This is a genomic window from Verrucomicrobiota bacterium (assembly GCA_021413925.1).
GTDB lineage: Bacteria > Verrucomicrobiota > Verrucomicrobiia > Chthoniobacterales > UBA6821 > UBA6821.
Genome location: JAIOPL010000019.1, coordinates 1 through 25,084 on the forward strand (window position 1 = coordinate 1; position 25,084 = coordinate 25,084).

25 protein-coding genes are annotated in these 25,084 nt (G+C 55.3%); 16 read left to right on the plus strand and 9 right to left on the minus strand.

The genetic code is table 11. From position 1 onward, the window contains the following. Positions 1–89 precede the first annotated feature (89 nt). From K8R57_08545 to K8R57_08570, 6 genes are all read right to left on the minus strand, one after another. On the minus strand, positions 90–1,838 hold the full coding sequence (locus K8R57_08545; protein MCE9588347.1) for a SulP family inorganic anion transporter: 1,749 nt from the start codon (positions 1,836–1,838) through the stop codon (positions 90–92). A gap of 2 nt (positions 1,839–1,840) precedes the next feature. Then, positions 1,841–2,224, minus strand: a complete 384-nt coding sequence (locus K8R57_08550; GenBank protein MCE9588348.1) for a PIN domain-containing protein — start codon at positions 2,222–2,224, stop codon at positions 1,841–1,843. Position 2,225: 1 nt separating this feature from the next. Continuing rightward, a complete protein-coding gene (locus K8R57_08555; protein ID MCE9588349.1) occupies positions 2,226–2,474 on the minus strand; it encodes a hypothetical protein in 249 nt (82 codons plus the stop codon). 66 nt (positions 2,475–2,540) lie between these two features. After that, a complete protein-coding gene (locus tag K8R57_08560) occupies positions 2,541–3,341 on the minus strand; it encodes a fumarylacetoacetate hydrolase family protein (GenBank protein ID MCE9588350.1) in 801 nt (266 codons plus the stop codon). 592 nt (positions 3,342–3,933) lie between these two features. Then, positions 3,934–4,545, minus strand: coding sequence for a class I SAM-dependent methyltransferase (locus tag K8R57_08565; GenBank protein ID MCE9588351.1), 612 nt, complete (start codon positions 4,543–4,545; stop codon positions 3,934–3,936). A gap of 94 nt (positions 4,546–4,639) precedes the next feature. Continuing rightward, positions 4,640–4,957: a pyrimidine/purine nucleoside phosphorylase gene (locus tag K8R57_08570; GenBank protein ID MCE9588352.1), complete on the minus strand. Its 318-nt coding sequence runs from the start codon at positions 4,955–4,957 to the stop codon at positions 4,640–4,642. 73 nt (positions 4,958–5,030) lie between these two features. Between K8R57_08570 and K8R57_08575 the strand changes: the two genes are divergently transcribed. The 9 genes from K8R57_08575 to K8R57_08615 all read left to right on the plus strand — a co-directional run bounded on the left by K8R57_08575 (position 5,031) and on the right by K8R57_08615 (position 14,302). After that, complete coding sequence (locus K8R57_08575) at positions 5,031–5,498, plus strand: hypothetical protein (GenBank protein ID MCE9588353.1); 468 nt, start codon at positions 5,031–5,033, stop codon at positions 5,496–5,498. A gap of 409 nt (positions 5,499–5,907) precedes the next feature. Continuing rightward, the gene (locus K8R57_08580; GenBank protein ID MCE9588354.1) at positions 5,908–6,060 is read left to right on the plus strand and encodes an entericidin A/B family lipoprotein; all 153 of its coding nucleotides are present in this window, start codon (positions 5,908–5,910) and stop codon (positions 6,058–6,060) included. Positions 6,061–6,274: 214 nt separating this feature from the next. Continuing rightward, entirely contained in the window at positions 6,275–7,585 is a 1,311-nt protein-coding gene (locus tag K8R57_08585) for a hypothetical protein (protein MCE9588355.1), read from the plus strand. Between the two features lie 88 nt (positions 7,586–7,673). Beyond that, positions 7,674–8,381 carry a hypothetical protein gene (locus tag K8R57_08590; GenBank protein MCE9588356.1) on the plus strand — a complete coding sequence of 236 codons (708 nt, stop codon included), beginning with the start codon at positions 7,674–7,676 and terminating at the stop codon, positions 8,379–8,381. A gap of 50 nt (positions 8,382–8,431) precedes the next feature. Next, positions 8,432–9,103 (plus strand): hypothetical protein, encoded by a 672-nt coding sequence (locus K8R57_08595; protein MCE9588357.1) that lies wholly within the window; start codon positions 8,432–8,434, stop codon positions 9,101–9,103. A 4-nt stretch (positions 9,104–9,107) separates the two neighbouring features. Continuing rightward, complete coding sequence (locus K8R57_08600) at positions 9,108–9,860, plus strand: sulfite exporter TauE/SafE family protein (protein ID MCE9588358.1); 753 nt, start codon at positions 9,108–9,110, stop codon at positions 9,858–9,860. 60 nt (positions 9,861–9,920) lie between these two features. Then, complete coding sequence (gene dnaG, locus K8R57_08605; protein MCE9588359.1) at positions 9,921–11,735, plus strand: DNA primase; 1,815 nt, start codon at positions 9,921–9,923, stop codon at positions 11,733–11,735. Between the two features lie 101 nt (positions 11,736–11,836). Beyond that, positions 11,837–13,813, plus strand: a complete 1,977-nt coding sequence (gene rpoD, locus K8R57_08610; GenBank protein ID MCE9588360.1) for an RNA polymerase sigma factor RpoD — start codon at positions 11,837–11,839, stop codon at positions 13,811–13,813. Between the two features lie 102 nt (positions 13,814–13,915). Continuing rightward, positions 13,916–14,302: a hypothetical protein gene (locus tag K8R57_08615; protein MCE9588361.1), complete on the plus strand. Its 387-nt coding sequence runs from the start codon at positions 13,916–13,918 to the stop codon at positions 14,300–14,302. A gap of 249 nt (positions 14,303–14,551) precedes the next feature. Here the strand turns inward: K8R57_08615 and K8R57_08620 are convergent, their stop codons facing one another. Beyond that, positions 14,552–15,010: a L,D-transpeptidase family protein gene (locus K8R57_08620; GenBank protein MCE9588362.1), complete on the minus strand. Its 459-nt coding sequence runs from the start codon at positions 15,008–15,010 to the stop codon at positions 14,552–14,554. 306 nt (positions 15,011–15,316) lie between these two features. On the opposite strand from K8R57_08620, the gene hemW reads away from it, so the two are divergent. From hemW to K8R57_08655, 7 genes are all read left to right on the plus strand, one after another. Further along, positions 15,317–16,408, plus strand: coding sequence for a radical SAM family heme chaperone HemW (gene hemW / locus K8R57_08625; protein ID MCE9588363.1), 1,092 nt, complete (start codon positions 15,317–15,319; stop codon positions 16,406–16,408). Continuing rightward, positions 16,405–17,517 carry an NAD(P)/FAD-dependent oxidoreductase gene (locus K8R57_08630; protein ID MCE9588364.1) on the plus strand — a complete coding sequence of 371 codons (1,113 nt, stop codon included), beginning with the start codon at positions 16,405–16,407 and terminating at the stop codon, positions 17,515–17,517. Before hemW ends, K8R57_08630 begins: the two co-directional genes overlap by 4 nt. Positions 17,518–17,598: 81 nt before the next feature. Further along, positions 17,599–19,137: a cytochrome ubiquinol oxidase subunit I gene (locus K8R57_08635; protein ID MCE9588365.1), complete on the plus strand. Its 1,539-nt coding sequence runs from the start codon at positions 17,599–17,601 to the stop codon at positions 19,135–19,137. Positions 19,138–19,160: 23 nt separating this feature from the next. Continuing rightward, the gene (gene cydB, locus K8R57_08640; GenBank protein ID MCE9588366.1) at positions 19,161–20,198 is read left to right on the plus strand and encodes a cytochrome d ubiquinol oxidase subunit II; all 1,038 of its coding nucleotides are present in this window, start codon (positions 19,161–19,163) and stop codon (positions 20,196–20,198) included. Between the two features lie 170 nt (positions 20,199–20,368). Next, a complete protein-coding gene (locus K8R57_08645; protein ID MCE9588367.1) occupies positions 20,369–23,113 on the plus strand; it encodes an autotransporter-associated beta strand repeat-containing protein in 2,745 nt (914 codons plus the stop codon). A gap of 411 nt (positions 23,114–23,524) precedes the next feature. Further along, entirely contained in the window at positions 23,525–23,686 is a 162-nt protein-coding gene (locus K8R57_08650) for a ribbon-helix-helix domain-containing protein (protein MCE9588368.1), read from the plus strand. Between the two features lie 93 nt (positions 23,687–23,779). Beyond that, positions 23,780–23,941, plus strand: a complete 162-nt coding sequence (locus K8R57_08655) for a hypothetical protein (GenBank protein ID MCE9588369.1) — start codon at positions 23,780–23,782, stop codon at positions 23,939–23,941. Between the two features lie 79 nt (positions 23,942–24,020). Here K8R57_08655 and K8R57_08660 read toward each other — a convergent pair whose 3' ends face one another. Both K8R57_08660 and K8R57_08665 read right to left on the minus strand, forming a co-directional pair. Continuing rightward, on the minus strand, positions 24,021–24,506 hold the full coding sequence (locus tag K8R57_08660; GenBank protein MCE9588370.1) for a hypothetical protein: 486 nt from the start codon (positions 24,504–24,506) through the stop codon (positions 24,021–24,023). A 24-nt stretch (positions 24,507–24,530) separates the two neighbouring features. Continuing rightward, positions 24,531–24,968 carry a hypothetical protein gene (locus tag K8R57_08665; GenBank protein ID MCE9588371.1) on the minus strand — a complete coding sequence of 146 codons (438 nt, stop codon included), beginning with the start codon at positions 24,966–24,968 and terminating at the stop codon, positions 24,531–24,533. Between the last annotated feature and the right edge of the window lie 116 nt (positions 24,969–25,084).

Here is a 25,084-nt window from a genome sequence, read left to right on the forward strand (position 1 = left end):
CCGTTTGACGAAGAGGCAGAAAATAAGAGTCGTGCGCGTCGGAGTCCTTTTTCCATTTTTCCAATGAGGAGAGTGGAGAGGGTCAGGCTTCATGGGATGTGCTTTTGGATGGGTGGGATGTAGGACGGATCGCGGTAGGCAGCCAGAGATTGCTTGCGCGATCTGAAAAGATTTTCCTCTCCGATATCATGGATGAGGTGCTGACGGTCGAGATCCTTGCGCAACCCTTCCGTGACACGCGTGAGGGCCAGGATGACACCCCTCTCCATCAGAGTGGCATGCAACTCCAGGAGCGCGCGTCCCGCCGTGAAGTCCATCGAGGTGATCGGTCCGCAGTCGACGATGATGACTCTCACCCCAGGCGATTGGGCGACCAAATGCCGGATCTCATGACAGAAGTGAGGTGCATTGGCGTAATAAAGATCTGTACCGAACCAATAGAGAATAACACCCGGTTCGACAAAGACACCTGGTGCGGCTTTCTCCATACGCCAGTGGATCTCGGGATCGCGGACGACGACGCCAGTGCGCGGCTGATATCCTCTGCGGACATGGTCGAGCAGTGAGACGATGATCGCCAGCACGATGCCGAATTCGACTCCAAGAAAAACGACAGAGGAGGCCGTGAAGAGGGCGACATAGAATTCCTTTCGACCGCAGGTCCAGAGCTTCCGGAATCCTCCCCAGTCGATCATCCCTGTCGCCACCACAAAGACAATCGCCCCGAGGACACAGAGGGGCAGGAACTTAAGCGGTCCAGTGAGCAGGATAAGGACGACGCCCACCGTGGCAGCGGTGGCGAGATTCGCAAGCTGGCTTCGCCCTCCGCACGACTCCAGCATGGCTGTCTGAGTGGGGCTGCCATTGACGACGAAGGTGCCGGTGAGTCCCGCGACAGCATTCGCCGCACCAAGTCCCAGCAGATCCCGGTTCTCATCAGGCACGGTGTGGTGCTTGATTCCAAAGGCTCGAGCGGTCGCTGAGCTCTGGGTGATGATCATGACAAAGCAGGCTCCGGCAACAGGGAGCAGGGCCTTCACGTCTGACCACGAAATCAGCGGTAGGGCCAAGGGAGGCAATCCCCCTTCCACGGGACCGATGAGGCGGATGCCATGGTGCCCGAAATCGAGAAGGTAGCTGGCTAGGATAGTTCCAATCACCGCAATGAGGGCGCCGGGAACCTTTGGGGTCCAGCGTCGGGTGCCAAGTATGAGTGACAGTACGATCAGAGAAACGATCAGGGTCGGAGCATGAACTTCCGGGAGATGGGTGAGAATTGCACGGAGTTGTTCTAGCGTCACCGAGGAGGGCGACGGTATTCCGAGCATCTGGCCAATCACGGCAATCCCGACCTGAAAGCCGACGCCGGTGAGGAAACCGATCAGGACGGTTCGGGAGAGAAAATCAGCCAGAAAACCGAGTCGCAGGAGGCGTGCGAGAATGAGCAGACCTCCAGTGATTATTGCTACCACCGAGGCGTGAGCCAGGAATGCGGCAGTACCTGGAAGAGCCATCGGGGAGACACCGGTCGCAAGGATTGCGGCCGTGGCAGAATCGGCTGCAACGAAAAGTGAGCGCGCCCCTCCGAGCAGTGCGAACGCAATGACCGGGAAGAGAAGGGTGTAGAGACCTGTGATGACAGGTGTCCCAGCAATCCGGGCATACCCCATCGCCTGCGGGATATTCATCGCAGCCAGCGAAACTCCTGCGATGATCTCGGAGAGCAACTTCCCCGGAACCAGCGGGAAGATCCCGGGGCTGAGACCACGACCGATTCCTTGAATTAAGGAGGCCAGGCTGTCTCTAAATGAACTGGGAGAGCGGGGTGCGTTACCCATGCTTAAGCCAGCTGGAGACCGTGAGTAAGGAATGGCTGGAAATCCTCCCTATTCTCAGTGACAAGCTGTGCGGAGCAACTGATGGCCGTTGCGGCGATGATGCAATCAGCCAAAGATCGGGAACGGCGTCCCGTAGCATTAAAGAGGCGCGCAGCTTCATTGGAAACTTCACGATCCATGGGGATCACACCCGTGAGGATCTCCGATACCAGAACGCAATCATCATCAGTGAGCGGGCCGCATCGCAACTCCGCCCAAGCCATCGCACTCACCTGAATGGAGATGCCCTGTCCTATCCAGGCAAGAATACACTCTGACAGCTTGTCCGATGCACCTCCGGCAAAGCGGATCAAGCAGTTCGTATCGAGATGAATGGGGGTACGCATCTTAGCTCCGGGATTCACGGACGGTCTCCATCCACGAATCCACGTTGATCTTGCGTGTCTTGAGTCGTTTTCTGAGCTGTTCTGCTGCCTGTAGGCGATGCGTGATCTCCTTGCTTTGGGAATGGGTCTGTTCTGCAATTTCCAGACTTCTGCGGATCACTTCAGCTTGGGAGGTATGCCAGATGGTGGCCAATTTCCTAAGCCGGGTGATAGCGCTCGCATCTAGGGCAAATGTTGCTCGGTGGGTCATTACAGCCATACCATAACGAGTACCATAACAAATGGATGACGCAAGAGGAGGATGCTATTATCAGGCTCAGGTGACGGGATTAGAGAGGATACCAATCTTCTCAATCTCGACCTCGACGGAGTCCCCTTCTTTTAACCAACGCTGGGGGGTCCTTCCGACGCCCACGCCCGATGGTGTGCCGGTCAGGATCACAGTGCCAACAGGCAACGTGGTGTCGCCGCTCAGGAATTCTATCAGAGCCGGCACATCAAAGATCATGTCGCTTGTGTTAGAATCTTGAAGGGTCTCGTTGTTCACTCGTGTGGTGATGCGGAGGGCATTGGGATCAGGGATCTCGTCACGGGTGACTATCCATGGGCCCATCGGAGCGAAGGTGTCGAAGGACTTGCCGCGGCACCATTGGGAGCCTCCCCATTCCTTCTGCCAGTCCCGGGCGCTGACGTCATTGGCCACGGTATAGCCGAGGACATGATCGAGAGCATTTTCTCGTGTGGCATTGAGACAATTCTTTCCGATGATGATGGCAAGTTCCCCCTCATAGTCGACTTGTGTGGAGACCAGGTTCCTGGGGATCTGAATTGGTGCCCCGGGATCGAGAATGGCTGAAGGATTCTTGAGAAAAAGGACGGGGAACTTCGGGATTTTCGCATTCATCTCCTCGGCGTGCAGGCGATAGTTCAAACCAATGCAGAGGATTGCCGCCGGAACCATTGGTGTCAGTAGAGTGAAGTTGGTGATATGTTCACCCGTGAGGTGAACGCCTTGAAAGGGATCTCCGGAGAGGACCTCCATCGCGTTGCCCTGGTCATCGAGAGGCCGGGCATAATGAATGCTGCCGTCAGAGAGCAGGATGCGGGCAATCTTCATGAATGAAACCTACATGACAAACAGTATTAAGAGCATGAAGATTTCACAGGGATGAAGGTGATTAAGGGGATTGTTCTGGTTCATCCGCAGAAAGTGAGTTTATCCCGAGGCCTGAGGGAAAATGAAGGGTTCGGATCGCGGGAGCGATCGAAGCAAAGGGGGATCCTATTATTAACCACGAAGGGCAATCCAAGTGGGATCCAAGTTAGAGAAACCAAGATGGGTCGGGGCTGTTAGCATGGGCTCCGTTAAGACGGAGCTGGGTTACTGAATGAAGTGCCTCTCCCAAGCTAGCTTGCGAGAGCACATCAGCTCAGCAACCGCCCCGCAGCGCATCCGTGACGGGTGCACTGCGTCCATGCCTGTATTTCGCTAACAGCTTTCAGTCTAATAGGCTGGCATCAGTCCTTTTCAGTTACCTTGGATGGTCCTTTGTCGGTACTTCGTGGTGAAATTCTGCATTGGCTTGTCTTCAAGAACACTTCTCTGTTGCGCCAACTCATAACAGTTTAGGGCCCTACACACTCCTTGCGGAAGATCCATTGTTCTACAGTTTATCCCTTTCATCCCCTTCATCCCTGTGAATGAAGCCTTAAACCTTTTCCATCTGCATGGCACGCTCCGCCATGTCGGGCCCGAGGTAGCAATGCGAACCGACGGAGAGGAAGCCATGCCGAGCGAGCATCTTCATGTAAAAGGAGCGCGATTGGAGACCCTCCTTTGGAAAGTCCCCGACCAGTGAATCCTCGTTGGTATAAAGCTCCAGGAAGGCTACTCCGGCAGCCCGGTGCGCAAGCGAGGCGATTCCCTGCTCGAGTTCACCAAGTGGCAGGTAAAAGAGCGTATCGCTGCAAACGATGAGGTCGTACTCCTCGGAAAGACCGATTTCCTCGAGCGCGGCAAAGGAGCCGAGTTGGATGTTCCGCTTCTTCCCAAAGCGCTCCACAGCATAGCTGCTGGCATCGACTCCGGTATAGCGGATCTTAGGTCGCAGTGTGCGCAGGGCTGAGAACCAGTTCCCCTCCCCGCATCCGACATCGAGCACGGTACGGACGGGGCGCTCGAGATAATACTCGGCAACAGAGAGAGTGAGGGCAGCTTTCCTGCGGATTGCGGCACCCGATTTAACCCGGGTCTTCGGATCACGATACCACCGGTCGAAATAAGCCCGGTCGTAGCGGGCCGGGCCAGATTTTTTACTCATTATAAAAAAATCGGTAATGGGAAACCGGTGATCGGCTATGGGGTTCCGAAAGATCCCCCATCCACCTATCACCTATTACCTATCCCCGGTGCCGTCAGGCACCTAGGAACGAGCAGATGTAGTGGCAGGGATCGAGCTTCACCGTGATGGTGAAGCCGGAGTTCGCGGGAACGTCGAAGGCATGACCCGCTGCATGAGAAAGCGTCTTATCCGTTCCATCCAGCACAACCTCGCAGGAACCCTCGACGATCTCCATGCGTTCGGCCTTGCCCGTTCCGAAATGATAGGTTCCGGGCAGGATGACCCCCACCGTCTTGTGGTCACTCTCCTGGGTGATGACAGTATGTGAGATGACGCGCCCCTCGAAGTAGATGTTGGCCTTGGCATGAATGGTGGCATTAGTGAATTCCATGCTGCGGTGATCGGCGTAAGGCAGATCTTTTGCAAGTGCAAAGCACGGCATTTTCCGCCCATGATCGCCGGCAATGCGCATCGTGCCTCTGATTATCCTTGGTTCTCTAGCTCTCTGGGGCTCCTCGCTGCGTGCCGAGATCGGAGCCTCGCAGGATCAGTGCATTGCCCGTTATGGAAAGCCCGAGCGCGATGCCCTCAAGGAGAGCGGATTACTCTATTTCCGAAAGGATGGCATCTGCACGATCGTTCATTTCTATAAGGGGAAATGCGACGTCCTGAGTCTCTTTTCCGATAAGACCGAATCAGGAGTGCCTGAGGATCTTTCCGCTGATCGGATCAAGTCTCTGCTGAAAAGCGAGGGAGCCAGTCCCGACTGGAGGCCTGCAGGTTGCTACTCGATCAACGGAGTTTGGAACACTGCTGATGGAAAATCCTTCGCCATCTACGACACCATGCGTCACAAACTCGCAATCATGACACATGAAGCCTATGTGAGGGAGAAGGCCGCGGTCGCCAAGGCTCGTTCCGGCCTAAACTAGAAGCCGTCCCCTGAAGATCTTGCAGAGGTAAGGGGAGTCGAACCCCTGGCCTCTCTACATGTGAAATCAAATGCTTAATCAATAAATCGTGGACCGCGTTGTGGTGGTCGTGTTCGGCGTGGTCCTGGTTTGTTGACTAACAGTCGTAGTGCAGGGAGTGCGGCCTCTTTGGGTGCTACTGTAGGAGAAGCACGAAGTTAGCGTTAGGGTGAGTATCAAGCAGGCGATTCCAATCATAGCGGTTGTTTTCATAGATCGAACCTACTCTCAGAGAAGCCTCTAAGCTAGATGGGTAAATGCTTAGAAATGACTAATGTAATGGCTTAGGGATCTCATTCGGATCTCATCCTGCAAGCTAAGCGCTTCTACCAATAGGATTCGGTCAAGAGATGTGGGAGGGTTACAATCTATGAAAACAACCACTCTCACCTTACTTGCCCTAACCTTCCTTGCCGTCGGCGCCCTTTCGAGTTGCAACACCGTTAAGGGTGTCGGTCAGGATGTCAGCGCCACAGGTCGTGGTGTCAGCAAAGGCGCTGGAGCTGTCCAGAGCGCCTTTTAGTCCCTCGTGATCTCTCATCTATAGAGCGCCTAGGGTGATATCCAATATGGGATGGGAATTATCATAGTTCCCGTCTCAGTTGGAATCCGTCCGCATCTCCCAACTCCACTCCAGTCCGCTCCAGTCTGCTCCAGTCTGCTCCCATTCAGTGCGGGGCAGCCTGTGCTGGAGGAATGGTTCTTGTAGCCGGGATACGGCTGCGAAAGAGTGCCCTATGGATCCCTTTTTTACCGGACTCGGCCAGAACGTCTATGATCGTTGGAAGCAGGAGAACTTCGATCTCTCCGCCTTCCCTGGGATCGCTGAGGAAGTCCTTCTGGAGAATCCTCCCTCGGACACCGTCGATCTGGGATCTCTGATCCAGGAGTTCCTCCTCAACGATGAGCAGCCCTTTCAGACATCCTCGGGATTCGGCCAGCCTGAGCTGATCGTCTATGACAATCCCAAGTTTTACATCCAGATCCTCTTCTGGCTGGATGGGACGACCGACATCCATCAGCACGAGTTCTCCGGAGCCTTTCATGTGATGGAGGGGTCGAGCATTCACTCCCACTTTGAGTTCGAGAACGTCCGTCCCGTGACGGCCCATTTCCGTCTCGGCGAGTTGAAGCTCAAGGATGCCACCCTGCTGGAGACGGGAAATACGGTTCAGATCATCTCGGGTCGCAGTTGCATCCACTCGCTCTTCCACCTCGAGACCCCCTCGGTGACCGTCGTCATCCGCACCCATTCCGATCCGGGAACAGGACCTCAGTTCACTTACCTGCCTCCCCATGTAGCTGTTGATCCGGTCCATCACGACGCCCTCACCATGAGACGCAAGCAACTCCTAGATGTGATGGAGCAGACGGGCAATTCCGACTATGCTGATCTTGTTGCCGAGATGGTCGGCGAGCTCGATTTTGAACGTGGCTTCTTCATCCTTCAGAATTGCATCAGCCACCTCAGAAACCTCGGGGGATGGGAGGATGTCTGGGAGGTCTTTTCATCAAAGCACGGAGCCCTTGCAGGACCGGTCGTCCCCACCCTTCTGGAAATCATCCGCCGTGACGGGATCGCAGCGATGCGAGGGAACATCGAGGATGTGGAGCACCGCTTCTTTCTGGCGCTTCTGCTGAATGTGGAGCGACGTGAAGACATTCTGGAGATGGTCTCCCGGAAGTCCGACGGCGATTCTCTGGAAACGATCATGCGCTGGGCTGAGGAGCTAATGCAGGTGACCGAATCCGGAACATGGATCCTGGACGCTGGATTCCCTGAAGAATTCGGCATCGCCGAAGAAGAACAGCCCGTTCTCTTCCTCTCCGCACTGAGTCACTTCATCAGCGGAGGGAAAGCTGCCGCCGAGCTGAAGAGACTCTCCGCAAGCGATCTCGCCCTCCTGAGAGAAACTTTTGCCCGTTCCAGTTGGAGTTCACTGCTCCTCCCTATTCAGGGGAAGAACTCCCCTTCCAAAGGATCAAGCAAGGTGAAAAAAACCGCCGGAAGCAAGAATTCCAAACAAGCGGGGAGAGGGAGGCGATAGCTCTTTCCACGGCACTGGAAGCTCCCAATCCACTGACAACAGCGAAGGCCTCCTTGTTTGCAGAACCCTCTAGTTTGACTGATCGCTCATGACAACAGAAGATCTTGTCATGAAGTGTCATTTGATCGTGGGCTTGTTCCTGTTTCCTGCCGTAACAGGCTCCCTGCTGGCCTCCAATCTCCCCCTTTGGGAACGACTGACACCACAGCAGCAAATGGTCCTGAGTTCCGGAAAGCAGGTCGTTCTTGAGGAGGAGATCCCTGACAATCCTTGGCCAAAACTGACGATCTATCAGTTGGTCAAGAGCAGCTCCGCCGACGTGGCCGCCGTCTTTTGGAACAGCGAACTGGACACGAAATACCTCCCAAACTGCAAGTCAGCACGCATCCTTGATCGCCCCTCGCGCGATGTGCACAAGGCGGAGTTTATCCTCAGAATGCCCTTGTTTCTCCCGGAGGAACTCTACGTGTCGCGGATCACGATCAAGAGCCCTTCGGAGAATGTCTTCGAAATTTCATGGAAGGTGCTGGAGTCGCGTTACTCAAAAGAATGCATCGGCATGATCCGGATCGAACCGCACGGTGATCTGGCTATCTTCAGCTATCAGAACTTCGTGAAGCCACGGAGTAACTTCGCGGGCCTTCTGCGTTGGCCGGCACAGGCCACCATTGTCGATAGCGTGAAGTCCTTGGTACGCCAGGTGGAAACGGAGAAGCAAAAGAACCCTCAACTCCTTGCCGGTCAGCTTCAGGCCGTTGAGCAGGCAGTGGGCCTCCCTCCCGGTTCGCTGCGATAGGGAAGCGCTGAAGGTTGACCGCTAATTCCCGTGAGGCATAGGATCGCCGCATGATCCGTTCGTTTGCTTGTTTCCTGCTGCTCCTTGCCGGAGCAACGGCATCGCTCTCCGCTGAGGAGTCGATGTGGAGTGCGTTGACACAGCAGCAGCATGCGCAGCTTCTCGCTGGCAAACAGGTGGAGTTGGAGGAGGAGATCTCAGGCAAGCCCTGGCCCCGCTTCACGATCTACCATCTCGTGAAAGGGACGCCTGCAGATGTTGCGGCCATTTTTTGGGATTGCGAACTGGATCCGAAGTACATTCCGAACTGCCTCTCCGTACGGATCATTTCACGGCCGGCTCCTTGGATCCACGATGGAGAGTATACGCTGAAGATGCCCCTGTTCCTGCCGGACGAGTTGTATGTGTCGCGGAATGAACTGAAGAGACACTCCGCCAATTCCTATGAAATCTCCTGGAAAGTCCTCCACTCCCGCTACTCCGAATCATGCTCAGGATCGCTACGTATGGAGGAGCACGACGGGAAGACCCTGCTCTGCTACAGTAATCTCGTTGTCCCCGGCAGCCGCATCGCGGGACTTCTCCGCTCAACCGCCGGAAATCAGGTGGTCTCCAGCGTACAGGCTCTTGTCCGGCAGATAGACTCGGAAATCGAGATGAGGCCCCAACTGCTCGAGCAACAGCTTCACTCTCTGGAACACGCTCTGGAAACGGCAAAGTAGCAAGGTGCCGACCCTCCTGCATCTGACCCTACAGGCGTGGCTGCTAGTGGCTGTCGCCGCATTCTGCATCGGTTTCACCAAGGCGGGATTCGGTGGATTCGGACTCATCGCGGTACTCCTCATGGCGCAGGCCTTTCCTGCCAAGGAATCAACCGGAGCCGTGCTCCCGATGCTCATCATGGCTGATTTCATGGCTATCTTCGCCTATCGCAGGCATGTCTCGTGGGGAGAGCTGTGGAGACTCCTCCCATCGACTTTTCTGGGTCTTATCGCGGGATGGTTGCTGATGAGCAGGATCCCCGACGATCTCTTCTCTCACTTCCTTGGTTGGCTTATTCTTGTGATGATGGCACTCGTCCTCTGGCAGCGATTCGACAGGAGGATACTCTCCGGAATCATGCATCACCCAGTTCTCGCGACGGGATCGGGATTTCTGGCCGGAGTGACCACGATGATGGCCAATGCGGGCGGTCCCGCGATGACCTTTTACCTCTTGGCCAAGAGGTTCGACAAGATGGCCTTTGTCGGAACCTGCGCCTGGTTCTTCTGTGTCACTAACCTGGTGAAAGTTCCGCTGAGCTGGAATCTCGGCCTGATCACCATATCCTCCCTGGCGATCAATCTGATGATGCTCCCGGCAATCGTTGTGGGGATGGTCGCGGGGCGCCTCCTTCTCGGGAAAGTTTCCCAAGCAGCCTTTGAATGGGTGGCCATCATCATGGCCATTGCCTCTGCGGCCCGAATGATCATGGCGTGATCTGGCAATCTTCTCTGTTTTAGCCTTCAGCCTTCAGCCTTCAGCCTTTAGTCTCTGCCCATGCCCCGGATTGCCGAAGAGAGTGTTCAGAAGGTCGCCGATGCCAGCGATATCGCGGAGATTATCGGAGGTTATTTTCCACTGAAGCGTGCGGGGACTAGCTTTCGGGCCCTCTGCCCTTTTCACAAGGAGAAGAGCCCCTCGTTCCATGTGAATCCCTCGCGACAGACATTCCATTGCTTCGGCTGTGGTGCCGGAGGCGGTGTCTTCCGGTTTGTGATGGATTACGAGCATATCGATTTCCCCAGCGCTATCCGCAAGCTTGCACAGCGTGCCGGTATTGTCCTGATCGAGAACAATGATCCCGCAGAGCAATCAAGGCGCGACCAGCGCAGCCGCCTTCTCCAACTCCATAAGGAAGCCGCCGAGTGGTTTCATCTCAATCTCCTACGCAACCGCGATGCCGAGCACGCACGTGCCTATCTGAAAAAACGTGGACTCACCAAGGAGATCGCCGTGGAGTGGCTGCTCGGATTCGCACCTGGAGGATGGGAGACTCTTAGGAACTGGGCCATGGCCAAGGGATTTAGCCGGGAGGAGTTGCTGTCGAGTGGACTCCTCACGTCCAAGGAGGGTGATACCCAGGGAGGATATGATCGGTTCCGCGACCGACTGATGTTCCCCATCCGCAATGACTACGGCGAAGTGGTTGCTTTCAGCGGCCGCATTCTCAACGACAACGACCGGGAGGCGAAGTATGTGAACTCGCCTGAGACGCCGATCTTCTCCAAGGGACGCGTCCTCTTCGGCCTAGACAAGAGCAAGCGTCCACTGATCGAGGCCGGATGCGCCATCGTTCTGGAGGGACAAATTGATCTCATCTCCGCCTTCGAGCATGGGGTGAAGAACGTGGTAGCTCCTCAGGGAACGGCCTTCACGAGCGAGCAAGCGCGCCTGTTACGGCGGTTTGTGGATAGGGTGATCCTTTGCTTCGACTCGGACAATGCCGGCCAGAATGCCGTGGAGAAATCCCTTCCGGCTCTCCTGAGTGCCGGACTAGCCGTTCTGGTGGCGAAGCTTCCCGCTGGGGAGGATCCCGACTCACTCATCCGAGGAAAGGGGGTGGAAGCCTTCACTGAGAAGATTTCCGGGGCCAAGGACTTCTTTGATCACACCATCGATCGGGCTGCTGATTCAGCCGGAGGAAGCCTTGGACCAAGGGAGAAAGCCATGGTGGCTCAACGCCTCGGGGGATTCCTTGCCCTGTTATCCGACACGGCCCTCAGAGAGACTACGACAACCCATGTCGCCGTCAGGTTAGGCATTTCCGAGTCGGCACTCCGTGAATCCACCCTGCGCAATGCCATTTCAGTACCTGAACAGGATGAATCCGGCACAATGCCAACAGTTGCCGGAGGACATTCTCCAGTGTCGGCCTCCACAGAACTCATCTGCGGCCTAGCGCTGCTCTCCAAGGAAGCCCGGGAGTGGATATCTTCAGAGACTTCATTCCGTGCCGAGGAGTTGGACCCCGAATTGGCCCTGCTAAGTGAACTCCTGCCTCCACTTCAGGGAGTGGAGACCCCCACCCCTGCGATCGTCCTAGCTTTGATCCCCTCCTCGCTTCAGCCCCTGGTCAGCGGGTGGGAATTGGAGAAGTTGCCCGCGTCGCCTCTGTTGGCTATCCAGGATGCGATCCGCAATCTGCGTATGATCGATCTGAAGAAGAAACAGCAGGCGGCAACGCTCAAACTAAGAAATCCAGGCCTTGAAACGGCTGAAATGATCTCTGTCCAGAAAGAGATCCTTGACCTTCAGCTCAGGATCAACGAACTTTCCGCGCCCGCGACTTCGGTACCAACTGAGCTACGTTGAAAAAAAAATCCAAACCTTCCCCGTCCCGGAAACCCTCCGGAAAGCCCGTCAAGCCAACTCCTGTAGTCAAGAAGGCACCGGCGAAAAAGCCTGCGCCTAAACTGACTAAACCGGCCAAACCTGCTCCAAAAGTAGCTGTCAAAAAGCCACTTCCTGCGAAACAAGCAGCTAAAAAACCGCTTTCCAAGCCAACCCCCGCAGCTAAGAAGGCACCGGCTAAAAAGCCCGCGCCTAATCTAACAGCTCCGGCCAAACCTGTTTCAAAGGCGCCTGTCAAAAAGCCGCTTCCAGCAAAAACGGTTTCCAAGACAGCTCCCGTCACCTCGGCAAAGCCCTCGGCCAAAGAGAATGCAGCCAAGGGTGGAAAGAGCGGTCTCTCCCTCTCCATTTCAGGGCAGGCTCCCGCCAACGCGGCTGAAGCCCAAAAGCTTCTCCAGGAAAAGATCCGCGAACTTCTCAAGCTGGCTAAGGAACAGGGCTACATCACCTTTGAGGATCTTGACGAACATCTCCCGGAGGGAATGAACGATCCGGAGACGATCGATGCCATCCTCGCTCAGCTTCGGGCTGTCGAGATCGATATCATCGACGCCTCCGATGTCGATAGGGTCAAGGAACCCAAGCGTCCAGACGACGAAGAGAAGGATGAGAAGGAGAAGGATGAAAAAGAAGAGAAGGCCGATGGTCGTCTCGATATCCTAGACGACCCCGTCCGCATGTATCTCAAGCAGATGGGCCAGGTTCCCCTCCTCACCCGAGAGCAGGAAGTGGAGATCTCGAAGCGCATCGAGGAAGCCGAGATCAGGATGCAGGATGTGCTCTACCGTTTCGGCTTTATTGCTCACGCCTACCTCGACATGTCCCAGCGCCTGCTCGATTCCCGCGAGCGTTTCGATCGCGTCATTCAGGACAAGAAAATCGAAAGCCGCGAGCGCTACCTGAAGCTTCTTCCTCGCCTAAGCCAGCAACTCCAGCGTCTGGCCGATGTGGTTTCGGATCATTACGTCAGCAAGATCGCTCCGGCGAAGAAGTCCCCTGCTCCCAAGGACGCCGTGGTCTTCGAGAAGCAGATCGATGAGGTCGTGAAGATCTATCCCAAGTTCTTCTTTAAGTCGAAGATCGTCGAGGACTTCGTCACCCATGCTGACGACCACCTTAAGACCCTTCTCTCACTCCGGAATGAGCATCAAAAGCATGCTTCCAAAAAGGATCAGGATGCCCTGCACAAGCGCCATGTTGGTTCCCTTGCCGCCCAGATCGACGAGGCGCATCGCCGGAACTGGATGACGATCGATAACTACCACGAGCGTCACCGCGAGCTGAAGCGTCATTTCCGCGAGGCACTCCGCGCCAAGACCGAGATGGTCGAGGCCAACCTGCGTCTCGTCATCTCGATTGCCAAGAAATACACCAACAGGGGCCTCTCTTTCCTGGATCTCATTCAGGAAGGCAACATGGGCCTCATGAAGGCGGTGGAGAAGTTCGAGTATCGACGCGGTTATAAGTTCTCAACCTATGCCACCTGGTGGATTCGCCAGGCGATCACCCGTTCGATTGCCGATCAGGCCCGCACCATCCGTATCCCGGTGCACATGATAGAGACGATCAACAAGCTGATCCGCGTGCAGAAGCAACTCGTTCAGGAGTATGGCCGCGAACCATCCGCCGAGGAGATCGCCGACGAAATCCAACTTCCAGTGGGACGCGTTCAGGCCGTCCTCAAGATGGCCCAGCAGCCAATCTCGCTTCAGGCGCCCGTGGGTGACAGCGATGATACCAGCTTCGGGGACTTCATCGAGGACAAGTCGGCGGAGAATCCCTCGGACATGGCGGCAATCGTCCTACTCAAGGAGAAGATCAAGGATGTGCTCGAATCCCTCACCGAGCGCGAGCGTCAGGTTCTCGAACAGCGTTTTGGACTCGTCGATGGCTATTCCAGGACACTCGAGGAAGTGGGCAAGCAGTTCAAGGTCACCCGCGAGCGTATCCGACAGATCGAGGCCAAAGCCCTGCGCAAGATGCGTCATCCCACCCGTCTCCGTCAGCTTGAGGGATTCCTCGAGCCGAAGGACATGTAAGGAAGCGACTCTCAATATTTCCGGAAAAGGGGGCATTTCTCATGCCCCCTTTTTCTTTTGCAACCAACACACGCTTTCGGTGTTAATCCCATCAGCCGACCCATGGATATAAATTCTAACCACCAGCACGATAAACTAGATGAACTGGACGAACTGGATAATCCCCCCAAAGGTTCTCTTGACGATCGGCTCTGGAATCTTCTTTCCGCTGATGCGAAGGCCCATCCCATAGCCCCTTCCCCCTGGTTTGCCTCGCGGACTGTTGCGCAAGCCAGAACCAGAACCCAAAGCCAGTGGAATGCGCGCGCGCTGCTTTTACGCTGGCTGATGCCCATTCCTCTTGCGGGATTGGCTCTTGTTGCCCTGCTATTCTCGCAGGGAGTGGGACTCCAAAACCTTAAGGACTTTGGAAAAGAAGGAGCCTATTCCTATGTCTCCACGGATTCGGAATTTGAGCAGCATATGGACCTCCTCTGTTTCACAGAGTAAGAGATTTCTACCAGGAGTAAGAATCATTCTCCCGCAGAGGCGCGGAGGCGCAGAGAGGAAGAGGGCAAGATAAGTGCATTGGGATCAAATTATATTGTCACCATGCCTCATCCCAGTTCAGAGAAGCACTCATCTCGCAAAACCTTGCCGCCTTACGATTTCTACTGGGTTAGACTTTTCTGAAGATCCATTGGATTCAGTCTTAAAAACCCTGCGCCTCTGCGGGAAACTTTCCCAAGCGTCAAAGCTCTAGTCCCCCACGGTCACAGGGGTGTTCAGTCCTACTCTGGAGTAGATGATCTCGGCCATTTCCTGGGGTAGGCGGATGCAGCCGTGAGAGGCTGGGTATCCGGGCAGGATCCCGGCATGCATGCCCACTCCCTGGGGTGTGAGGCGTAGAAAGAACTTCATCGGAGCGCCGCTGAAGTGGGTGCCACTGGGTGCGGCGTCGTGTTTGCTGCTGACGCCTGAGCGGACTACCTGTCCTGAACCATTAACAAAGTTCCCGTAGAGAGAGGAATGGTGATTGGGATCCTTCTCAAGCACAGAGAAGTTTCCCTTCGGCGTCCAGCCATTGCGCCGTCCCGAGGAGATGGGGGAATCAACGGCAACTTTCCCCCCCACTAGCAAATAGACGCGCTGTTTGGAGAGAGAGACCACGATGGTTAGAGGTTGGGCCGATGCCTTCTCAAGTAATGCTCTGTTCACCTTACCAGGCTCTTGCTTTGAGATCAGTTCAGAGGCCGGCTTCATAGCTGTGTTTTGCGGCATCCGTGGTTCCGACGCCAAAAGGCCTGAACATAGAAATCCCGAAATGACGATGCCTGTGCAAAGGACCAATCGGAGGTCATTCATGGATTGAGGAGTTGCAAAGTGCATGGGTGGACAGGGCACAGCAGTATAGTGAGAAGTTAGCATCAGGATGCTCTGCGCGCGATCACTTCCTGTTCCGCTTTCCGAGCCTTGAGCGAAGCCAAGCATTCGGGTTTAGTAAAGTGCGTACAGAAAAGCAGTATGATCGAGCATCTCTACATCCACATTCCTTTCTGTCCCAACATCTGCCCCTACTGCGCCTTTTATAAGGAATCAGCGGGACGGGAGCGGGTCGAAACCTTTCTCGACGCCCTGCTTGTGGAGACCGAGCAGTGGTCGTCTCAGCTGAAACCCAGGACTATTTTTTTGGGAGGCGGCACACCCAGCGCCCTCTCGATCCCGCAGTTCGAAAAGCTTCTGGGCGGCCTGAGAGAGAGACTCGATCTGAGTCATGTTGAGGAATGGACCATCGAGATGAATCCGGCAACTGTGGCGGCGGACAAGGCAGCTCTACTTATGGAGGCTGGGATCAACCGGATTAGCATGGGTGTCCAGTCTTGGGATGATGCAGTGCTGAAATCGCTTGGGCGAACGCACGATGCGGACAAAGCGGAGGATTCGTATCATACGCTCCGGAAAGCCGGTTTCGATAATCTCTCGATCGATCTCATCTTCGGGGTGCCCGGGCAATCCCTGGAATCATGGAGAGACTCACTGGAGCGGAGCCTTCGTTTGGCCCCCGAACATCTTTCCGCCTACGGCCTCACCTACGAGGAGGATACCGAGTTTTTCACTAAGCTGGGACGCGGGGAAATGGCTCCTGACGAGGGGTTGGAGGCCGATCAGTTCGAACTGGCAGCGGAGCTGTTGGGCAACGCCGGATACGCGCAGTATGAGGTTTCCAATTACTCCCTCCCTCGACGGGAGTCACAGCACAATTCCGCTTACTGGAGAGGGTCCGACTATATCGGCCTAGGTCCGAGCGCCTTCTCTACCATGGGATCCAAGCGTTGGCGCAATATTCAGGAAACGGGAATCTACAGCGAAACCACCATGGCGGGTTGCACTGCCGTTGATTTCGAAGAGGAAGTTTCCGAGCGAGTGAAGGCTGGCGAGAGGGCCGCCTTCGGGATGAGGACCAATGCCGGTTTACCATTTTCAGAATCCTCGCCTTGGGAGTTGGAACTCAGGGAGGCTGCTGAACAAGGACTCGTGATGAATGCAAATGACCGTTGGCTCCTTACGTCCAGAGGACGTCTTCTTGCCGACACGGTTGCGGAAATATTTGTGTGAAAGCCTTCGATGTCATTGTTATCGGGGCGGGGCCGGCTGGCAGCACCTGCGCGACGCTCTGTTCCGAGGCCGGCCAGCGGGTGCTCCTGCTGGAGGCTTCCCGCTTTCCGAGGGATAAGGTCTGTGGGGACTGCCTGAATCCCGCCGCTTGGCCTGTCTTGGAGCGACTTTTTGTGGCGGAGCGCGTCCGGGCACTTACTTCCACAACACCGGTGAAGATCCGATTTTCAGTTGCCTCTGCTGGATCGACTGAAATTCCCATTCCTGAATCTCAGAGTTGGAGTAGTAAGAGCTCTACTTCCGAACTGGTGGTCAGGCGTCGCGACTTGGATGAGCTACTGGTTGAGCGTGCTGTCGAAGTTGGCGTTCTCTTCCAAGATGGATCACCGGTTACCGCATTGCGCAGGGTCTCAGGGCATTGGGAAGTCACCACCTCCACGGGTGATTATCACCTTGGCAAGCGCATCGTGGCTGCCGATGGCCGGAACTCCGTGACGGCCCGTTATCTGGGCATGCACATTTCCAGACGACGCAGGGGAAGGATTGGCCTTCAGGTCCATATCCCCCACCCCACGGGTTATGACAGTGCTTTGGAAATGAGGATCTATCGCCATGGCTACGGTGGCCTGGCAGATCTTGGCAACGGCTTGGCCAATCTTTGCCTGGTAGCCAACGATGGAGAGATGAAGGAACTGCGCCAGGAAGCTGAGCTTCATTACGGACTTACTTCTGCCTGCGCCTGGCGGAGCATTACCCCGATTTCGAGAGCAAGCGCGCGCCATGTCGCCCGAGAGGGTGTATTCCTCTGCGGTGATGCAGCGCGTGTCGTGGAGCCCTTTACCGGGGAAGGGATATCCTATGCCCTGAGAAGCGGCGCCCTTCTTGCCGACATCCTGAACTCGGGAAAATCCGACTCCACCATGGTCCTGGTAAGTCAGGAAGAGCTTTATCGGAGAGGACATCGGGATCTTTATCGGAGAGGACTACTCGTGAACCGCTTGACCTGCCTCCTCTCCGAGCACCCAAGGATTGCCCATGCTCTGAGTCCATTCCTGCTGAAGCATCCTAGGCTACTTTCTTTCCTCACCAGCAAGGTGATCAGTATATAATATAATGTGTTACCTTGTTTTTGATTTCGTTGTTGAGTGGGATCAGCTTTGGCCTTTTGATTAGTAGGCACTCACACATCCATGTCCGTAGAAATCCTCTCTCGCATCCAGTTCGCCCTCACAGTCTCCTTTCATTTCCTCTATCCGCCGATGACGATTGGCTTGGGAATGCTCTTGGTGATCATGGAGGGACTTTACATCAAGACCAAGAATCCCCTCTTCCATCAGATGGCCCATTTCTGGACCCGGATCTTCGGACTGATCTTCGCCATCGGCGTTGCCACAGGGATCGTCATGGAGTTTGAGTTCGGGACGAACTGGGCTGCCTACTCCCGCTTTGTCGGTGACATCTTCGGGAGCGCCCTTGCTGCGGAGGGCATCTTTGCCTTCTTCCTCGAGTCTGGATTCCTGGCATTGCTTCTCTTTGGTTGGGACAAGGTCGGTCCCAAGATGCACTTCTTCGCCACGTGCATGGTTTGCCTTGGATCGCATTTCAGCGCCATCTGGATCCTGATCGCCAATTCCTGGATGCAGACGCCTGCTGGATTCCATCTGGAGAAAATCACAGGCTTGGTCCACACCCGCCTTCCAGAGGGTTACATCGTCCAGTCTTCCGACATGGGTCATGTGCGCGCTGTGGTGGATAACTTCTGGGCCATGATCGCTAATCCCTCTTCCCTAAACCGGATCTGTCACGTGGTCTTTGGTGCCTGGCTTGTGGGTGCTTTCCTTGTCATGAGTATCTGCGCTTGGTACCTGCTGAAGGGTCGCTTCACGGCCTTCGCCCGCAAATCAATGACAATAGCGGCCTGCTTCGCCGCCTTCACCACGATCCTCCAGTCGATCAGTGCAGATGCCACCGCTCGTGGCGTGGTTCGCACTCAACCGATCAAGCTGGCCTCCATGGAAGGAGTCTACGAGACCCGCGACTACACCCCGATGACCCTCTTCGGTTATGTCGACACCAAGAATCAGACCGTTCATGGCCCGCAGATCCCGGCCCTCCTGAGCTTTCTCTGCTTTCATAATTTCAAGCAACCGGTGCAGGGACTTCTCTCAATGCCGAGCGACGAGTTCTTGGCAGCACGCAATCCCGGCCTCTCCAAGGAAAAGCTCGCCGAGATCAGGCCGAATTACTGGCCCGTTGTTGGGGCTGTCTTCCAGACCTATCATCTCATGATTTGCATCGGATCGGCGGTCTTCGGGCTCTCCTTCCTGGCGCTCACGCTTCTCTGGAGAGGCTGGCTCTTCAGGGCGGATAATCCCCTCATCCGGGCACTTCTCTGGGTCTATGTCTTCGCAGTGGCGGCCCCCCAGATCTGCATGCAGGCCGGTTGGTTCACTGCCGAGATGGGTCGTCAGCCTTGGATCGTCTACAACATGCTCAAGACCTCCGACGGCATCTCCAGAGCAGTGCATGCGAATCAGGTGGTCTTCTCGATCATTCTTTTTGCCCTGATCTACATCCTTCTTTTCATCACTTTCATCTATCTGCTGAACCGCAAGATCCAGCATGGTCCGGATGAGGATCAGGATCATCACACCAAGGCTCCAGGCTCGAGCGACGCCATAGCTGCAGGCCTCTTCACCCAGAAGGGCCGCGCTTCCAGTCAGGAGTAAACAACCCCTCCCCACTCCCAGCCATGCATCATCTCTCCCATATTCTGAACCTGAACATCATCTGGTTCATCCTGGTTGGCATTCTTTTCACTGGTTACGCCATCCTGGACGGCTTCGACTTCGGTGTTGGAATCCTGCATCTCTTTGTCAAGAAGGACGAGGATCGCCGTATTCTTCTGAACTCGATCGGCCCCGTCTGGGACGGAAACGAAGTCTGGCTTGTCACCGGCGGAGGAGCTCTCTTCGCCGCCTTCCCGGGAGCCTACGCGACGGTCTTCTCAGGATTCTACGATGCCTTCATGCTCCTGCTGGCCGCCCTGATCTTCCGGGCCGTGGCGATTGAGTTCCGCAGTAAGGAACCGGGAAAAGCCTGGAGGAGATCCTGGGATATCGCCTTCAGTGTCGCCAGTTTCCTAGCCGCCCTCCTGATCGGCGTTGCGATGGGCAATATCACCCGCGGCATCCCCCTCGACAGTCAGGGTGATTTCACCGGCACGTTCCTAGGACTCCTCAACCCCTACTCCCTCTTGCTGGGAGTCATGGTGGTCGCACTCTTTGCGATGCACGGAGCCATCTTCCTTGTGCTGAAGACCGAAGGGGAACTCCAAGCCACGATCAAGAGCTGGGTGCCGCGTCTCATCGCCATCTTCCTTCTTTTGTTCCTAGCCTTCAATATCGCCACCTTCTTTGAGTGCCCTGATCTTGTGGCCGTCATGCTGACCCGTCCCTACGGATTCATCATCCTGGGGCTCGATATCGTGGCTGCCATTTCCATCGGATTGATGACGGCCAAGGGCTACGAGTTCGGTTCCTTCCTTATGTCCGCACTCACCATGGTTCTGCTCATGGCCGTGCTTGGGATCTCTTACTTCCCCCATATCGTCATGTCGTCCCCCAACCCGGGCAACAGCCTGACGATCTACAACAGTGCTTCCTCGCACAAGACGCTCGCCTACATGTTTATCATTGCCTGCATCGGTGTACCGATCGTTCTGGCCTACACCGTCAGTATCTACTGGATCTTCCGCGGCAAGACCCGCTTGGGCCACGTGGGATACTAGTTTGGGAAAGTGGTGAAGCCTGAAAGCTGAAACCTGATTAGGAATTCAGAAAAATGAGAGCCTTGCGAAGAGGCTCGCAGAGACAAGGGGGTCTAGTTGTTTTGACTAGCCCTAGCTAAGACATACCCCATCTACCGGGTAGCAGATACGCGCCTTAGGATCGGCGCTATATGGAATGCCAGTGCCTATCCTATCATGTCTTTGCAAGCGTCTTGGTTGATTCCAGTCATTCCCGCACTTTTTTGCGGAATCTCGTTGTGCTTATCAGCCTGTTCCTACTTGTGATTGCACCATCGGCGAGCGCGACGACCTTTACATGGGATGGTAATGGTCCTAATGCAAACTGGAGTGCAACTGCGTCGGGTGGAAACCAGAACAATTGGACTGTGAAGAGATCCTTTCCAGGCAACAACAGCACCAACGATTATATTTTTGCAGGAACTCTAAACCTCAACAATACCAACGACTACACTAACCTCATCGCCACCAGCATTACCTTCACCAATGGCGCGGGTGCTTTCATCCTCAACGGCAACAGCATCACGCTAGCCGGAGGCATCACGAACCTCTCGGCAAATCTACAGACCATCAATCTCGGGCTAATTCTCTCTGGGAACGACATCGTCAACGCCTCGACCGCGAATATTCTTATCAGCTCCAAAGTCAGTGGCACCGGCACCCTCACTGCGGCAGGAGCTTCCACACTCACCCTTTCGGCCTCCAACAGCTACTCCGGTGGTACAATCCTCAACGCCGGCACCCTCGCCATCAGCAACAACTACGCCCTTGGAACCGGTGCCCTCACCTTTGCGAGCAACAGCACGACGCTTCAGGCCCTGGCGAACCTTACCATCACTAACAACTACACGGTCGCCAACGGGGTGATCGGAAGTTTCAACATAGCCTTGGGTCTGACGCTTACCAACAGCGGTCTTATCAGCGGCGGCGGAACGATCCTGCTCACCAACGGAGGTACGCTTCTTCTCTCGGGATCGAACAGTTTCTTGTCGGATGCCAACATTGCCCAGGGCACTCTGACTATCGGGAACTCTTACGCCCTAGGCAGCACTAACAACGGCGTCTTTAACAATGGTACGCTGAATCTCAACGGCTACTCCATCATCCTGGATGATGTTTACGGCTCCGGCACGATTACCAACTCCAGTACCACCCATAGCATCTTCACCATTGGTGTGAATAACGGCTCAGGCACCTATACCGGTACGATCGCGGGAGGAAATGTAATCTCCCTTGTCAAGAACGGCACTGGCACCGAGATCCTCACTGCCTCCAATGCCTACACGGGCGGAACCCACATCACTGCTGGTACAATCACGGTGGGCAACGCAAATGCTCTTGGAAACATCACTAACAACCTGACCAATAACGGGACGCTGAATCTGGCAGGCTTCTCCATCACCCAGGGTTCGCTAAGTGGAGCAGCTGGGATTGTGACCAACGGCATCGCGGGGAATGCGACTCTCACGGTTGGTGACAACAACGCCTCGACCGCCTTTGCCGGATCACTGGTTGCCGGAACCGGAACCATTTCCCTCGTCAAGAACGGCACCGGCACCCTTACGCTCTCTGGAATCAATAGCTACGAGGGGGGCACGTTGCTCAAAGGGGGAACTCTCAACATCAGCTCCGTCAACTCACTCGGTAAGGGCAGCCTTAGCATGAGCGGCATCGGCAAGACTACCCTCGGCTACACTGGCGGATCTGCAACCTTCGCCAACACCATCAACGTCACCTCCGGCATAGGGTTGATCGACAACCTGAGCGGCAATGCCATGACACTCTCTGGTTCCTTGAACAACAGCGGCGGCACATTGGTACTGGCGAACGGCTCCTTCAACGTCAGCGGAAACATCTCCGGCTCCTCACTACTCTCCGACGTCTTTCTCTCTCACGCCAATGTTACTGTCTCGGGTGCGAACACCTACGCAGGGTCAACCGCGATCTTCAACGGATCAACCCTGAGTCTCGGCGTGGCGAACGCCATCCCGAGCAACACCATGGTGACGCTCGGTGCCTCTTCCGACCTTGGCTCCCAGATCAACAATCTGAATCTGAACGGTTACAACCAGAGCCTCACGGGCCTCACCAGCACGGGTAATGCTTACAACCAAGTGGTCAATACCAGCACCACCAACGCGATCTTGAGACTGAGCGGCACCTCCACCTTCAGCGGTTCACTGAACGGAGGGAACCTCGGCCTCATGGTCGCCGGCGGCTCTGGCACGGTCACACTGACTGGCCGCAGCTCCTATACCGGAATCACGACCATCACCAGTGGCACACTTAACCTAAGTAGCACAGCGTTCCTCACGAACTCCTCCAGTGTGGTCGTTCAGAACGGCGGCACATTGCTCCTGAGCGGCTCCAATCAGGTGAATCCCAACGCAACCCTGACTCTCGGCGGCGGTGCACTCTCCATGGGTGGTAACGGCACTCTCGGCAATCGTGCCGCAGCCCAGACCTTCGCAAGCCTGACCCTAACGGCCAACAGCTCTATCGATTTTGCGAATCTAAGTGGCATCTCAAAGCTGACATACGGGTCGATTACGATGGGACCCACCAATAAGCTGACCATCTTTAACTGGAACGGAACCAGCCTATGGGGAACCACCTCGACGACAGGTGGAATTGGGCAATACACCCAGCTGATTGATTTCCTTGGATCCTCGGATTCCGGTGTAAACCTAGCCAACATCAGCTTCTATAGTGGGAATACAACTGGCAGCGGCTTCCTCGGCCACGGCGCTTTCTCAGGCACCCAGATCGTACCGGTACCCGAGCCCGGCGTGATCGCGTCAGCGGCTCTGCTCTCCGGTTGGATGCTCTGTTGGTTGTTCTTTGCCAACCGCGGAGTACTGATCAATCTGATCAATCGTCGTCCCTCCGCCTCATAATTAGACTTTTTTCTTTCAGGTTTCAGGCCTCAGGTCTCATCCTTCCTCTCTACCCGGCGGTGTAGTCCAATGGCAGAGACAAGCGACTTAAAACTGATTTTTGAGCTGTTTTTTGGGGTTTCATTGCGTTGACTCCATTGCCCCTAGAAGCCCATAAATAAAGGCTCTATGCCTGTTTAGCTAGTTTTTATGGGGTATGCCAGAATGGGGGGTCAAGTCGCACAAAAAGTCGCACAGACAAAAGCGATAACTGGTCATTTTTTAGCGGTTTTTCGAGTTTTTCGACATTCTGTGCGACTTGTGCGACTTAGACTGAAGCGACTCCTTTTGAATATCTGATTGAATTCCTATAGATTCGCGGTCGATTCCCTTTGAATTGATCCATGCCCGTCTTTGGGCTACCTTCCCCCCATGCCAGCGGTGAAGAAGCACAAGAAGGATTCCCAGACTACGTTTCGCATCCCTGCCGTCGAGCTGGCTCATCTAAAGAAGGTTGCAGAGTCTGAGGGGCGTTCTGTTCCCGATCTAATCCGTAGAGCAATCTCGAAGGCATACCCCATGCAGAAAAATTAGACATTCCCCCGGCTCCCTTTTTTGGCTTGAAATGAACATCATTGGTATTCATTGGTTAGCTGTCTGGAATCATCCCGGCATAACAAAACAAAAATGAATACTACCCCATGCATCACACTCGACGCTGAAACCATTGCTGCCATTAAATCAGTCTTACGCTCGGAGGATAGGTTGCCGGGTGAGAGCGTGACGGATCAGGTGAAGCGGTTCGCGCTTGGAAGCATCCGAGTATTTCTGGCGGAATTGGCTGGGTAGATACAGAGAGGCCCCCGGTCATGGAGCCGGGGGCCTTCTGGTTAGGGCCCCGCCTTGCGGCGAGTATGATTTTTTTATACTAGTAAATTTCTACGGCGGACCCGAAGCGAATCCATCCCGCGCTCTCGCGCTGCACGATCTCCTCTAGTTGCCGGGTGGTCGAAGCTTCAGGATCGTTGTGACTTATCTCAATCCCATGCTTCAAGCAAAGCTGGGCAAGCTCGATAACGATTTGGGCCTCTTTCTCAAGGCGAGCATCAAGGCGAATGCGGAGATATTCCCGGAAGGCTTCCCAGTTCGAGCGGCGGAATGCGTCGAGCGCGGCTGAGCTAGACGCGCACATGGAAACATAATCGCGGTCCAGCGGCCCCCCGTCCCTGCTCTGGGAGTGGGATTCAATATCGGCATCTGTAGCTAGGCCACTATGTACAAGGCTTTCCAAGCGGTCGCGCTCCATGCGGAACGATTCAACGCTCCAGCGGTCAACGGAGGATTGTAGTTCAGCCTCGCGCTTTACGATTACGCTGATGCTCTTTGGAATTACTGGGGTGGATTTTGTGGACATTTTGGTGAGGTGGTGGGGTGGTGATTACTTGCGGGTGATGCTGGCAACGATCTCTTGGCACTTGGCGCGATTTTCTACGGCAAGGGCGCGGCCCTGCTCGGCATCTTCTGGCGAGGAGTCCTTCAGCATTGCGTGGGCGTTGCTGCAAAGGAGTGCTAGTTGAGAATAAAAAACCGCCTCGGAAATCATCCCGGCAAGAGGCTTGCTAAATGCCATGCGCGATCCAACGAGCACGTCCCCGTTTATGCTGTGGAAGTCGAGAAACCGGCGGAGCGTTGTGGGCGTGGTCTTGCTGAGCTTGGCAACCTCGTCGTGCGTGATTGCCTGCATGACGGGACGCTTCGGGGCGTTCTTCTTGCGAAGGTCGATCCTGATACCGGCATGAAGCTTCTCGATCTTGGCGAGCATCACGGGATTGCTCTGCACCAGCTTGCTGAGTTGGGAGAGTTGGGTGTTATTCATTGCTCTTGGCTTTTGGGGTTGGAACTGGCGCGGGTGCTGGGGCCTCGGCTGGGAGGTGCTGTGTACCTTCGGGGCCGCGAACCTCGAAGCGGATAAAGGGGCGGGTCGATAAGATC